We start from the raw sequence: 13,117 nt of genomic DNA, 5'->3' as shown, positions 1-13,117 counted from the left end.
AATGCGGAGTCGGCCGATGTGGTTTTTTTGTGCCGCAACATTTCCCTAACTTCGGCGCTTTAAAATTTTTCTGCATGAGACATCATAAATTATTCGGGACTCTGTTGATGTGCGCGGGGATGTTGCCGGTTTCGGGACAGCCGGGGGCGCAGCGCACCGGCCAGCCTGCTTCATCATCTGTGGCGAGGCCGAAGCTTGTTGTAGGTATCGTTGTCGACCAGATGCGTTGGGATTACCTGTACCGCTATGCAGCGCGCTATGGGACGGGTGGTTTCCGGCGGCTGCTGAATGAAGGATTCTCCTGTGAGGATACCTATATCAGCCATCTGCCTTCGTATACGGCAGTGGGTCATACGACCGTATTTACGGGCAGCGTTCCCTCGATAGACGGGATCGCGGGGAATGACTGGATCGACCAGGCAACGGGTAAAGATGTCTACTGCGTATCCGACTCGACCGTGGAGCCCGTTGGCGGGACTGCCCCGGCGGGGAATATGTCGCCGCGGAATCTGCTGGCGACGACGGTGACCGACGAGCTGATGCTGGCCACGAATTTTCATTCGCGGGTGGTGGGTGTGTCGCTGAAGGACCGGGCTTCGATCCTGCCCGCGGGACATACGCCGACGGGAGCGTTTTGGTTTGATGACGTAAAAGGTGTCTTCAGCACGAGTACCTGGTATATGAAAGAGCTGCCGGAGTGGGTACAGCAGTATAATGCAAAGAACGAGCCGGAGAAACTGGCGGCTGGAGGATGGAATACCTTGTATCCTATCGGCACCTATACGCAGAGTACACCGGACAATTCGCCGTGGGAGGGATTGTTCAAGGGGGAGACCGCGCCGGTATTCCCGCATGATATCGCGAAGGCTTATAAAGAGGACCATGATAATATCCGCAGTTCGCCATTTGGTAATACGCTGACGCTGGATTTCGCCAAGGCGGCTATCGATGGATATGCGCTTGGGCAGCGGGATGCGACGGATTTTCTGACGATCAACTGCGCGTCGACGGATTATGTCGGTCATAAATACGGACCCAATTCGGTCGAGGTGGAGGATGTCTATTACCGGCTGGACCGGGATCTGGCCGGGTTCTTTGCTTACCTGGATGCAAAGGTCGGAAAGGGAAATTATACGGTTTTTCTGACGGCCGATCATGGCGCTTCGCATGCCGTGAATTTCCTGAAGGAGCACCAGATACCGGCGGGATTATCGGGATTGCGGGCGATGATGCGGTCGTTGAACGATACGCTGGCGGCCGTGACCGGCGCGAAGGACCTGGTGATCTCGTCGATGAACTACTATATAAATTTCAACTTCGCGCATATGCGGGCAGCGGGTTTGTCGCTGGATTCTGTGAAGAAGGTGACGATGGCGTTCCTGGCGCATCAGTCCGGGCTGCAATACATCATCGATATGGACAATGTCGCGGGCGCCAATCTGCCGGGGCGTATCCGGGAGATGGTGATCAACGGGTATAACCGGAAGAGAAGCGGGTCGATCCTGATGCTGCCGGACCCGGCCTGGTTTGACGGCGGTTCAACGGGGACGACGCACGGGACCTGGAATCCACAGGATACGCATATCCCGCTGGTGTTTATGGGTTGGGGTATCAAGCACGGGGTAAGTTACCGGACGGTGCATATGACGGATATCGCGCCGACGGTGGCGGCATTGCTGCATATCCAGATGCCCGATGGGAATATCGGGGATGTTGTCGGGGAAGCGATAAAGTAGGAATTTTATATCATTCCGACCGGAGGCTTTCCGCGGGGTTTGCTAATGCGGCTTTTATGGCCTGGAAGCTGACGGTCAGCAGGGCGATCATTACCGATAGCAAGCCCGCGCCTGCAAAGACCCATCCACTGATGCTCACCCGATAGGTATAATCCGTGAGCCATCGGGACATGGCCCACCAGGCGATAGGCGCCGCAATGATGAAGGAGATGACTACCAGCTTTACAAAATCCTTTGAGAGTAATGTCGTGATGCCTGCTACGGAGGCACCCAGCACTTTTCGTACGCCGATCTCTTTTACCCTGTTTTCGGCCATGTAGGTTGCGAGGCCGAACAGGCCCAGACAGGAAATGAAGATAGTGAGTCCGGCGAAAAGCGCAGCCAGGACTCCCTGGCGTTGTTCGTTGTCGAATTTCTGCGCATAGGCCTGGTCTACGAACTTATATTCAAACGGATAGTCCGGGTTGTACTTTTTGAAGATGGCTTCGGCCCCTTTCAGGTTTGCGGCGGTGGGGTTTGCGCCGTTTAACTTGATCTGCAAGACCTGGAAGGTCATGAATTTGCTTTTTGCCCCACAAAGCAGGAGGGGTCGAGTCGGTTCATAGGGGCTGGTCAAAATAAAATCCTTTATCACCCCGACGATGTGCCATTTGACGCCGAGGTCGTCTACGGTTTTGCCGATCGGGTTTTTGAACTTCATCGCCTTTAATGCCGATTCGTTTATGATCAGACCGGTTGAATCGGTGGGGTAGGTCTGCAGATTGAAATCGCGGCCCTCGACAAATTTCAAACCTGCGGTGGCTCCAAGGTCTTCGTCGGCCAAATACCGATCGAAAGAGGTTCTGTCGTTAGGGTCTTTCCCTTCCCAATTCTGGCCCCATCCATCACTCCAGCGTTCGGTAAGAGGTGAATTGGTTCTTGTGACGGACTTCGCGATGCCGGATGCCAGCAAGTCATTTTTTATCACCGCGTAGTTTTTGGGGATATCACCTGTCATGAACTGGTAGATGAGGTTGTTGCGATCATAGCCGGTTTGCCGGTTGCGGCCGTAATCAATTTGTTGTTTTACGATGAGGGTGCAGATGATCAGGATGATGGCGAAGGTGAACTGCAGTACCACCAACGCTTTCCGCGGCGTTATCAGGGCATGTGCCTTTTTAAAGGTTCCTTTTAACACTTCAACGGCCCGGAAGGAGGAAAGGAAGAAGGCGGGATAGCTGCCGGCGAGTAAGCCGGTAAGCCCGACAAATCCGATCAACAGGATCCAGGTATAGACATCGTGAAAATCGAGGGACAGGTTTTTTTCCGTCAGCTGGTTATAGGCGGGCAGGCTTAGCTGAACGATGACCAGCGCAATACAACCGGCGAGAAAAGCGATGAGAAAAGACTCCGCGAGAAACTGGCTGATCAGCGACTGTTTCCGGGCACCCACTACTTTGCGGATCCCCACTTCCTTCGCCCTTTTTTCGCTTCGGGCCGTGCTCAGGTTCATAAAATTGATACAGGCGATCAGGAGGATAAACCCGGCGATGATGCCGAACAGTTTTACGAATTCGATGCGGCCGCCGCTGTCTTCTACCCCATCGGTGAAGCTGGAATACAGGCGCCAGCGGCTGAGCGGATAGGCAAACAGTTCCCATTTGATCTTTCTTGCTTCTTCATCGTATTTCTGTTTCAGGACCTTCAGCTTTGGCGCCATGGAAGCATAATTCGCGTTTGGCTTCAGCATCAGGTAAGTAGGCGTGCTGTTATCGCCCCAGCCGAGGTTTTGCCCCTCACCATATTTTTTATTCCACCAGGGCAGCAGGTAGTCAAACTGGAACCTGGTATTATCGGGCGGGTCTTTTACAATACCGGTGACGGTGAAATTCTCATTGTTTTCGATGCGAACGGTCTTGCCCATTGCATCGGCATTGCCGAAGAGGGCTTTTGCCGTCTTTTCGGTGAGCACGATGGAATGCGGGTCGTTGAGAGCGGTGGCGGCGTCACCTTCGAGCATCGGGAAGGTGAACATCTGGAGAAAACCGGTGTCGACAATGCTGCCCATCTGCGTTATCTTTTTATCCCCGACCGAGAGGAGCTGGGTATTCGGGTTGTCAACTCTTACGGCACGTTCGACTTCGGGCAGGTCGTGTTCCGCCAGGCGGGCAACTAAGTCTGAGACATGACTGCCGCAGGATATTTTGCCGTCGATGGGCATGCGATTCCAGACTTCGTAGATCCTGGATTTGTTGGTATGGAATTCGTCGTAGCTTAGTTCGTTCTGTATCCATAGCAGGATGAGTATCGCGCTGGCCATGCCGACTGCGAGGCCGGTGATATTGATGGCGGAGATCCCTTTGTTGCGAAGGAGATTCCGGTAGGCGATTTTTATGAAATTTTTTATCATAGTAATATGGGCGGTTGGGCGGTGCTTATCCCCTATCGCCAATCGTCGATCAAATATACGTCTTCCCGGTTATAGCCGGCGTCCGGTTGCTGCATGACGACACCCTGACCGTTTATCGCATACCCGTTTGCAAGCATGCGTTCGTAAGCTTTCCGGCGGGCGGTATTCACTCCGCCCACTATTTTGTTCAGGGATCTTTTGCCCGCCAGTTGCTCGCAGGCGATCAATAGCTCTTCAAAACGTTGGCCGGATCGGCTACCGGGAGCAACGACGCCGAACTTTATATAGCAGGTTCCGCTGCCTGCCTCCGTTCCCGGTCCGCAATGACAGATGGCTATTCCGGCCAGGTTGCCTTCCGCCCAAAGCAAAACCGTCTCGCCAAGGTTTTGGGAGGATACAGATTGGATTTCGCGGGTCAGATCCAGGCCCTCGAATACGGAATCGGTCAAGGTATAACATTGTTTCAGCAGGGATGCGGCTTCTTGCTGCCCTGCGTCCGAAAAACACGACCATACAATGTTCTGCAATTTCTGTTGAACGGGTTTGCCCATGATCGCCGTAAGAAACCGGGGATAAAATCCGAATTTCTGGTAAAGACTAACGTGTTTGATGCTTTGAGCAAAAGTAAATAGCCCAAGATGCTTTGATCCCCAGGTTTGAAAACATTCCATGACGGGCGCCATCAAATATTTCGCGATTCCCTGATCCCACAGTTTCGGGTGGGTTGTAAGCGGGCCAAAAAACCCGACGCTGCCCCAGTTTCCGGCAAATACCGAACCTACTATTTCGTGTTTAATACTGGCACAAAACGCCGCGGTGGGATCGGCCTTCCATCTGGTATGAACAAAGTCTGCGTCGCCCATAAACTGTGACGGGTCCGGCATGCCGAGGAAGGTGCCGAATGCCAGTCTTGTGACCTGATCTGCGGCGTCGAGATCGCCCTGCTGCATTGTGCTGATCAGGACCGATTCTCCGGCTTTGCTTTTAAAAATTTGTTCCATGGATTATAAGAACAATTTAACCTTTTTTCAGGGTATTTTGATCGTAGCTTACTTTTGTGTATGTCCTTTACTGAATACCGGCCGGCGGAGGAGTTGGCCGATCATATCGATGCGTATTGGGTTAGGCAACTGGATTCCGCCGACGGTCACCGGAGAAGGGTGTATGCCGACGGCTGTGCGGATGTCCTTGTCAATACAGGGAACTCCACCGCCTATTATAATCCTTTGGCGCGGCTGGATGTGCCGCTCGCTTTTGAACCCGGGCAGATGTATCTGGCGGGTACCATGACCGCCTATGGGATCGTGAGTACCGGGGCGGCAGCTTCGTTTGCCGGAGTCCGCTTCAAGGCAGGAGGTCTTTTTGCAATGTTCGGGATGTCCATGGCCGATTCTGTCGACAGCATCAGCGAGTTCTCCGACAACGAGCTTTTTGAGTTGTTGCGAAAAATGGGTGGATCGCCATTGGGGCTGGATGACTATTTCCGGGTAAAGATGAATGCGGCGGGTAAGAGGAGGATTGCGGGTCACGACTTTATCTCCATCTACAAATCGGTGTATCATCGCAAGGGGCAGGTGGCCGTCGAGGACCTGGCGAAGGAATGGCATGTCAGCAAACGGACGCTGGAAAGGATCTTCCGGGAAACGGTGGGCATCCCGCCGAAAGAATTCATTACCATCATCCGGTTCCAGGAGGTCTTGCGGCGGTTGCGCCAGTTGAAACAGCCGGATGCTGTAGAAGGCAGGTCCGGGGTCGCGGAAGAAAGCCTGCTGCGTCTCGCCTTTGAGCTTGGATATTATGACCATGCTCATCTGACCCATGAATTCAAGAGATATGCCGGGCTGCGGCCGTCAGAATTGTCGCGTTTTTACAAAACGGGAATAGCGTCCGGGCAATACTTTTGATCAAAAATGATCGTCTTATTAACGGGGTTACTGGCGGGCTTTTTGGATGCGGTCGCGGCGACGCTTTTGTTTCTGGTGAGGGGCAACAAGAACCCCGCGTTACTTTTCCGATATATTGCCAGCGCCGTGTATGGCAAAACGGCATTTGCCGGCGGGGGGCGCATGGTGCTGATGGGTCTGGCGTTCCATTTCCTTATTGCCATGAGTTTTGTCGCTGCCTATTTCGGGTTGTACCCTTATATGGCGTGGTTGGGGTTCTGTCCGCTGCTTGCGGCTTTTGCGTATGGGGCGTTTATGTGGGTCGTCATGAACCTCATCGTGGTGCCGTCATCGAAGGCTGCGCCGAGACCGTTCTCCCTGGGATTCGCGATTGTCAATTGGCTGATCCTGGTGGTGGCCATCGGGTTGCCGGCGGCGTATATGGCGAGATGGTATTTTGGCTTGCGGTAGGTTTATCTCGAGGTGGTAACCGGATTAAGCCGGTTGGGGGTAATTAGCCCTTATTCGAATGTTCGAAATACTTTTTGTAGATTTGATTGCAATGTATACTACAGAGCAGATATTGACCATTCTAAGAGATAAAAAAGCTCAGCTAACGGAGAAGTATCCCATTTCCGAATTGGGGATCTTTGGCTCATATGCCAGAGGGGACTTCAACGAGAACAGCGATATAGACATTCTCGTTGACTTTAACGGCAGAATTGATGGTTTTGACTATATCCGCCTCGCCCATGAATTGGAAGACACCTTCCGCCATAAAATCGACATAGTGTCCCGCAAAGGGATAAAGCCTCAGTATCTATTTTATGTAGAGAAATTCGCTAGCCGCAGGAAATGCGTCAGGGATCGGCAGGAGCACCGTGTGCGACAGAGAGCCCGACCCGCGGCCGCGCATCGCGTTGGTTTGCGGCGCGGCCGCGGGGGACGCCCTGATGAGGGCTATGTTGCGGCGACTTGTTGGGCTTTGGCGGCGGGTTCGGGCAGGGTGGTGGCGGGTTTGTGCGCGAGGTGGAACCATTCCTTTGCGAAGGGTTTGAGGAGCGCGTTCGCCGAGGCGGGGCCCCAGGTGCCGGATTCGTAAAATTGCAATTGCTTTTTGGGATTCTTCTTCCAGGCGTCGAGCATGGGCATGACGACTTTCCAGGCCCATTCGATCTGGTCGGCGCGCATGAACTGCGTGGCTTCGCCGTCGAGGACATCGAGGAGGAGGGCTTCGTAGGCTTCGGGCAGGGATTCGATATACGCGTCCTTGTACATGAAGTCCATTTCCATGGGAAGGAGTTTCATATGGAGGCCGGGTACCTTGCCTTCGAAGAGGAGGCCGATCTCGAGTTCGGGCTGGATAGAGATGATGAGCTTGTTGGGCGTGATGTCATCCTTGAATATCTTATGAGGCGTCTCCTTGAACTGGATCATGATCGTCGTGGATTGCCGCTCCATATTCTTACCGGTGCGCAAAAAGAAGGGGACGCCTTTCCAGCGGGGACTTTCGATCAGGAAGCGGGCGGCCACGAAGGTCTCGGTGTTGGAGTCGGGTTTCACCTGTTCTTCTTCGCGATAGGCTTTGCGGGCCTGGCCGTTGACGACACCGGCGGCGTACTGGCCGCGGACGACGTTTTTGAACACCTGTTCGGTATTGTAGATGCGAACACTCTTGAGGACTTTTATCTTGGCATCACGGATGGCTTCGGCCTCATAGGCTTTGGGGCAGTCCATGGCAACGATACAGAGCAGCTGTAGCAGGTGGTTCTGGATCATGTCGCGGAGGGCGCCGCTGCTGTCGTAGTAGCCGCCGCGCTTGCCGACGCTGACCTCTTCGGCGACGCTGATCTGGATATGGTCGATGTACTCATTATTCCACAGCGGTTCGAAGACATGATTGGCGAAGCGGAAGGCGAGGATGTTCTGCACCATCTCCTTGCCGAGGTAGTGGTCGATATGATAGATCTGCTTTTCCTTGAATCGTTTGGCGAGATAGCGGTTGAGTTTGCGGGCCGAGTCGAGGTCGGTACCAAAGGGCTTTTCGACGACGATGCGGTCGAGGTTGTCGCGGTTGCAGAGTTTCTGAATACAGAGGGCGTCGGCGATGACCTCGATAAACCGGGGTGCGACGGCGAAGTAGAACATGCGTACGCCGCGGATGTTCTCATCTTTTTCGAATTTCTGAACGTTTTTCTTTAGCGCGTCGTAGGTATCTTTTTTCATGAAGTCGCCCTGGACATAGGTGATATGCCGGGCGAATTCGGTCCATTTCTGGGCGTCGGCGCGGCCGGTGCGGCTGAATTCGTTGACACCGGTGAGGAGCCAGTCGCGGTAGGCGGCATCGTCGACGGCGAGGAAGTCAACGCAGAAGATGTGGAAGGTCTGCGAGAGATGGTGGTCGATGTAGAGGTTATAAAGAGCGGGGATGAGTTTACGCCAGGTGAGATCGCCTTTGGCCCCGAAGATAGTGATCGATGCGGGGAGAACTTTCTTTTGTGCCATTGAATTGAGCTTGAGTGTATACAAATATACGCAAAAAGAGACCCCTCCAGTGTTAAAAGAAGGGGTCTCTTTTTCTGCTTATGTCCGGCAAATATTGTTTGCCGGGGGAAGCCCCTCCAATGTTAATTGAAGGGGCTTTGTGGCGCCGGGCGGGCTCGAATTAGAGGGCCGCCGCGGCGGGCCGGTTTTGCTATTGCGGCTTGAAAGTATTGTTGTTGGTATCGCTGTCGGGATAGCGCTGATCGGGGTCGATGGTGACCTGGGTGATCTTGCCCGTAGAAGGATAATGGAACTTCCAGGTGGCGCCTTTCATCCATATCTCGACGGGAAGCTGCATGCGATTGGTCGTACCGTTCTCCTCTTTTACTTCGACGGTGACGGGCATCGGCAGCTTCTCCCGGTTCTCGATGGTGATCGTGGCACCCTTCGCCGGGTCGCCCTGAACATATTCCACGGCGGAGACGGCCTGGTCGATCTTCCAGTTGTTGAAGACCCAGCCGCGCCAGAACCAGTCGAGGGTTTCGCCGGAGGCATTCTCCATGGCATGGAAGAAGTCATAAGGAGTGGGATGTTTGAAGGCCCAGGCATGCACATAATACCGGAAGGCATAGTCGAAGCGGCCCTTGCCGAGAACCTCTTCACGCAGCAGTTCGAGGCCGGTGCCGGGTTTGTTATACGAGAGGATCCCCCATTCGCGGGCGGGTTCCTGGTCGGGGATGCTCATCATCGGATTGACGGAATTGAAATACGGCGCCGCCATACGGGAACGGCTTCTGATGGGCCGGAGATACTCGCCGTTGTTGAACGCAGAGTCGGCCACGGTATTGATGTAGGTATTGAAACCCTCATCCATCCAGGAGTATTTGCGTTCGTTGCTGCCGACGATCATCGGGAACCAGTTGTGGCCGAACTCGTGCCGGGTAACGCCCCAGAGGTTGCCTTTGCGGCTGCGGCTTCCGCAGAAGACGATGCCGGGATATTCCATACCTCCGACGATGCCGGCGATGTTGGTCGCGGAAGGATAGGAGAACTCATACAGATATTTAGAGTAGAATTCGATGCAACCTTTGACATATTCGGTGCTGCGGCCCCAGGCGGAGTCGCCGGCGCTTTCCACGGGATAGAGCGACTGGGCGAGGGCTTTCTTACCGCTGGGGAGGTCGATGCGCGCCGCGTCCCAGATAAAGGCTTTCGAAGCGGCCCAGGCTACGTCGCGGGTGTTGGTGCATTTGAAGCGCCAGGTGAGGCGTTTGCCCTGCGGGCGGCTGGAGGCGTCACCCAGTTCGCTTTCGCTGCGGAGGGCGACGGTTTTTTCGCTGGCCTTTGCCGCGGTATAGCGTTTGAGCTGCGTCGGAGTGAGGACCTCGCCGGGGTTGAGGAGTTCGCCGCTGCCGCCGACGATCATTTCGGAGGGGACGTTGACGTTGTATTCGATGTTGCCGTATTCGAGATAAAACTCGCCCTGGCCAAGATAAGGCTGGGTGTTCCAGCCGAGGACGTTATCGAAGACGCACATGCGGGGGTACCACTGGGCGACCTCATAGATCCAGCCATTCTTCGTCTCGAGACGGCCGCAGCGATCAGTGCCGTATTGGGGAACGATGAACTTGTATGCTATTTTGAGTTTGAGGACGCCGCCGGTCTTGAGGCTCGTAGGCAGTTTTACCTGCATACGGGTGTCGGAGACGAGGTAGTCCGCCTTCGTCGCTACATTGGTAGCGGGGTTGATGATCTGGACGGATTCGAAGCTATAGCCGCCGTCGAACTGGTCGCGGTTGGCCCAGCGGCCGCCGGAGAGATCGGTGATGGCGACACCGCGGGATTTGAGACTATAGATATTCTGATCGACCTGGAGCCAGACGAAGGGCAGATCGATCGGGCTGTTATTCTTATAGGTGATGGTGACGGAGCCGGTGAGGCCGTGGGTCTCGGGGTCGAGGCTGGCGTCGATCTTGTAGTCGGCACTGTTTTGCCAATACTTGGGACCCGGGGTGCCTGCGGCAGTTCGGACGTCGTCGCCGTAGGCGGGATAGAACAGGGGGGCGAAGGCTTCGTGGGGGTCGTAGTTGCTTCCGCCGGCTTGGTTGGCGCCGGTTTGGGCATGGACCGCCTGTTGACTCAATAACAAGGCAGACAAGGCCAGGAGGCCAAAGACATTTCTCATGGTGAATTTGTTTGGGTAGCGAAGGTAGGGAAGGACGGCGCTGCGGGGTCGATTTTAAGGATGTGTGGAAAAAAAGAAGGCTGTTTGGGCTTCGGGGCGAATAAAACCGCCGTTGGCGAGGGTGTAGTCGCCGAGGAGACCGGCTACATATTCATCGATGGGCTGTTCATAGACATCGCGGGGTGAGCCGGACTGCACGAGGCCGCCATCTTTTAGCACGATGAGCAGGTCGGCCCAGGTGAGGGTGTCATAGGGGTCGTGGGAGACGAGGATGAGGGTGATGGCGTATTTTTCGGCGATGCCTTTGAGGACGGACTTGAGGGTGCGTTTGTGGATCATGTCGAGATTGCTGAAGGGCTCGTCGAGCAGCAGGAGGCGGGGCGGGTGGACGAGCAGGCGGGCGAGGGCGATGCGCTGGCGTTCGCCGCCGGAGAGTTGGTCGGTGCGACGGCCGAGGAGGTGGTCGATATGACAGAGACGATAGAGGGTTGCGGCGTCGGCGGGGTCGAGGTCGTTGTTGTAGTCGAGGACTTCGGAGACGCGGTAGTTGTGCCAGAGGGGGAAGTCCTGGGAGAGATAGGCGATGCCGGGCTGGCCGGGGATGAGGCGTTCGAGGGGGGTGAGGACGCGGGTTGATTCGAAGAAGACGGCGTGGGTGGTTGCGGGTGAGTTTGCTGCGGGCGAAGACTGGGGGTTTGAGGGGGTGGTTGCAGGTGAGTTTGCGGGGGCAGGCTTTGGGTTTGCGGAGTTTGCTTCGGGGGAGTTTGCTGCGGAGGGAGACTGCGGAACGGCTTTGGGGGCGGCGAGACCGGCGATGATCTTGAGGAGGGTGCTTTTGCCGGAACCGGTTTCGCCGGCGATGGCTAGGCGTTGGTTTTTTTTCAGGGTGAACGCGATATGCGGGAGGGCGACCTCGAGGAATTCCATGGGGCAAAATTACACTAAACGCGCCATTTCATGACCGTATTAATGCACTACAGCTTCGGCGATCGATTTAACCACGAAGGTGATTCCCATGGCGATGAAGGCACCCAGGAGCATGCAGCAAATCAGATAGGCGCGCCATTCCATTCTAAGGGGTTTGTTTTGGGGAATGCCGAATAGTTTGAAGACGGATTTTTTTGCTTCGACCGCTATGATGATCGTAAGAACGATGGTGAGGAGGATGGCGAATTTTGCGTAGTCCATGACCGGAAGGGTTTGGTATAAAGTTACGGTTATGGACTGAAGTTTGGTTTCAAAAATTCGCTGAAAATAGATAAATTTGTAATAAGTTGAACTTACCATTATTCTATGGCACAAGTAATGACAAAACAGGAAACTCTTGACCAAATCATAAAAGAGGCGAAGAAGCTCGATAAACTTGAGCTTCAGATACTTCTTGCGAAGTTGAGGGTCAAAAAAATGCAAAAAGATGGGGTGCGACCGGCAGCCCGGCCCCGAAGAGGCGTAAAGCCTCCTACCCTGGAAGAAATAGATTTGTGGAAGCATGAATCCCGGAAAATCTATGCGGGTAAATAGGTTTGTGTTAGACGCCAATATTTGGGTTAGTTATTTGATCACCGAAACGGAACAGAATCTAATCGAGATCATTGCCGACAATGATCTAACCGTATTTCATTGTGATGAACTACTCTCAGAAGTTGCACGAGTCTTGCTGTATCCCCGACTGGCAAGATACAGGGTCAATGTTCCTTACGCATTAAAAGTTATAATAGGGGCTACCGCGCCTTTTGATCTTACCTATCCCATTAAGCGGTATATCCCTGCAGATAAAGATGACGACTACCTGATCGCGCTTGCCCTTCAAACGTCATCTGGCTTTATCACCTCGGGCGATAAAAATATTCTTTCCGAAAAAACTAATCTGGAAAAGAAATTCAAGAAACTGAAGATTCTTACCAAAGGGGAGTTTGAGGTGATGTTTTCCAAATAACGACTATGCTGAAAAGGGAGTTACTATCGCTAACTTTAAGTTGAAATTATTTGTCGGTTTAAAAGAGTGCTTATAAAAGTAATAAATTTCTATGCGTGCATTCAATGAAATTTCATTAAGCGATTTTGACAATGAAAGGAAGGAACCGGGATATTCCACAGCCAACAATATCAAAGTCCAAGGAGTTTTCTTCGGAACCAATGATGAGTTCTGAGATGTACAACGACATCTTAAAAGTTGTGTATGAATCTGGCAAAAACATGGAGAAAAAGCCCACTTTTATACCAAAATAAGGACGAGGAAGGGTAATAGAACAGTTTTTATTTGTTTTGGAGACTCGCTACGATGGCACTACCGCAACGGGTGAAACATTTAATCGTAGCGGAAAGACTGATATCTTATTAAAATATGCAAAAGACGGAAGCAACCTGTTTGTGGTTGAATGTAAATTTTGGCACGGTGCGTCCGAGTTATTAGCTGCAATCTCGCAACTATTTGAACGAT

General features: G+C 53.5%; 10 protein-coding genes and 1 pseudogene. 5 read left to right on the top strand and 6 right to left on the bottom strand.

The window, feature by feature from the left end; genetic code table 11:
- Positions 1-74 precede the first annotated feature (74 nt).
- A complete protein-coding gene (gene pafA, locus VGM48_RS19685; protein WP_331582142.1) occupies positions 75-1,736 on the top strand; it encodes an alkaline phosphatase PafA in 1,662 nt (553 codons plus the stop codon).
- A 10-nt stretch (positions 1,737-1,746) separates the two neighbouring features.
- Here pafA and VGM48_RS19680 read toward each other — a convergent pair whose 3' ends face one another.
- Together VGM48_RS19680 and VGM48_RS19675 are read right to left on the bottom strand one after the other, a co-directional pair.
- A complete protein-coding gene (locus VGM48_RS19680) occupies positions 1,747-4,125 on the bottom strand; it encodes an ABC transporter permease (protein WP_331582141.1) in 2,379 nt (792 codons plus the stop codon).
- Positions 4,126-4,157: 32 nt separating this feature from the next.
- Positions 4,158-5,126 carry a GNAT family N-acetyltransferase gene (locus tag VGM48_RS19675; RefSeq protein WP_331582140.1) on the bottom strand — a complete coding sequence of 323 codons (969 nt, stop codon included), beginning with the start codon at positions 5,124-5,126 and terminating at the stop codon, positions 4,158-4,160.
- 60 nt (positions 5,127-5,186) lie between these two features.
- On the opposite strand from VGM48_RS19675, the gene VGM48_RS19670 reads away from it, so the two are divergent.
- The 3 genes and pseudogenes from VGM48_RS19670 to VGM48_RS25630 all read left to right on the top strand — a co-directional run.
- Complete coding sequence (locus VGM48_RS19670; RefSeq protein ID WP_331582139.1) at positions 5,187-6,029, top strand: helix-turn-helix transcriptional regulator; 843 nt, start codon at positions 5,187-5,189, stop codon at positions 6,027-6,029.
- Positions 6,030-6,035: 6 nt separating this feature from the next.
- Complete coding sequence (locus VGM48_RS19665; protein WP_331582138.1) at positions 6,036-6,479, top strand: hypothetical protein; 444 nt, start codon at positions 6,036-6,038, stop codon at positions 6,477-6,479.
- 58 nt (positions 6,480-6,537) lie between these two features.
- Positions 6,538-6,816: pseudogene (locus tag VGM48_RS25630) on the top strand (nucleotidyltransferase family protein); the annotation flags it as partial.
- 152 nt (positions 6,817-6,968) lie between these two features.
- Here VGM48_RS25630 and zwf read toward each other — a convergent pair.
- The 4 genes from zwf to VGM48_RS19645 all read right to left on the bottom strand — a co-directional run bounded on the left by zwf (position 6,969) and on the right by VGM48_RS19645 (position 11,865).
- Positions 6,969-8,513 carry a glucose-6-phosphate dehydrogenase gene (gene zwf / locus VGM48_RS19660; protein ID WP_331582137.1) on the bottom strand — a complete coding sequence of 515 codons (1,545 nt, stop codon included), beginning with the start codon at positions 8,511-8,513 and terminating at the stop codon, positions 6,969-6,971.
- Between the two features lie 190 nt (positions 8,514-8,703).
- Complete coding sequence (locus VGM48_RS19655) at positions 8,704-10,677, bottom strand: M1 family metallopeptidase (RefSeq protein WP_331582136.1); 1,974 nt, start codon at positions 10,675-10,677, stop codon at positions 8,704-8,706.
- 54 nt (positions 10,678-10,731) lie between these two features.
- Complete coding sequence (locus VGM48_RS19650; RefSeq protein ID WP_331582135.1) at positions 10,732-11,604, bottom strand: ATP-binding cassette domain-containing protein; 873 nt, start codon at positions 11,602-11,604, stop codon at positions 10,732-10,734.
- Positions 11,605-11,643: 39 nt separating this feature from the next.
- Positions 11,644-11,865: a hypothetical protein gene (locus VGM48_RS19645; RefSeq protein ID WP_331582134.1), complete on the bottom strand. Its 222-nt coding sequence runs from the start codon at positions 11,863-11,865 to the stop codon at positions 11,644-11,646.
- 301 nt (positions 11,866-12,166) lie between these two features.
- Between VGM48_RS19645 and VGM48_RS19640 the strand changes: the two genes are divergently transcribed.
- Entirely contained in the window at positions 12,167-12,613 is a 447-nt protein-coding gene (locus VGM48_RS19640) for a putative toxin-antitoxin system toxin component, PIN family (protein ID WP_331582133.1), read from the top strand.
- Positions 12,614-13,117: the final 504 nt, after the last annotated feature.

It is taken from the genome of Puia sp. (genome assembly GCF_036500295.1).
Taxonomy (GTDB): Bacteria; Bacteroidota; Bacteroidia; order Chitinophagales; family Chitinophagaceae; genus Puia.
The sequence above is the reverse complement of the archived record's forward strand: the minus strand, read 5'-3'. Positions and strand labels throughout refer to the sequence as shown.

Coding starts and splice junctions, on each gene's coding strand:
- pafA (WP_331582142.1), top strand. CDS start 75: ATGAGACATCATAAATTATTCGGGACTCTGTTGATGTGCGCGGGGATG.
- VGM48_RS19680 (WP_331582141.1), bottom strand. CDS start 4,125: ATGATAAAAAATTTCATAAAAATCGCCTACCGGAATCTCCTTCGCAAC.
- VGM48_RS19675 (WP_331582140.1), bottom strand. CDS start 5,126: ATGGAACAAATTTTTAAAAGCAAAGCCGGAGAATCGGTCCTGATCAGC.
- VGM48_RS19670 (WP_331582139.1), top strand. CDS start 5,187: ATGTCCTTTACTGAATACCGGCCGGCGGAGGAGTTGGCCGATCATATC.
- VGM48_RS19665 (WP_331582138.1), top strand. CDS start 6,036: ATGATCGTCTTATTAACGGGGTTACTGGCGGGCTTTTTGGATGCGGTC.
- zwf (WP_331582137.1), bottom strand. CDS start 8,513: ATGGCACAAAAGAAAGTTCTCCCCGCATCGATCACTATCTTCGGGGCC.
- VGM48_RS19655 (WP_331582136.1), bottom strand. CDS start 10,677: ATGAGAAATGTCTTTGGCCTCCTGGCCTTGTCTGCCTTGTTATTGAGT.
- VGM48_RS19650 (WP_331582135.1), bottom strand. CDS start 11,604: ATGGAATTCCTCGAGGTCGCCCTCCCGCATATCGCGTTCACCCTGAAA.
- VGM48_RS19645 (WP_331582134.1), bottom strand. CDS start 11,865: ATGGACTACGCAAAATTCGCCATCCTCCTCACCATCGTTCTTACGATC.
- VGM48_RS19640 (WP_331582133.1), top strand. CDS start 12,167: ATGAATCCCGGAAAATCTATGCGGGTAAATAGGTTTGTGTTAGACGCC.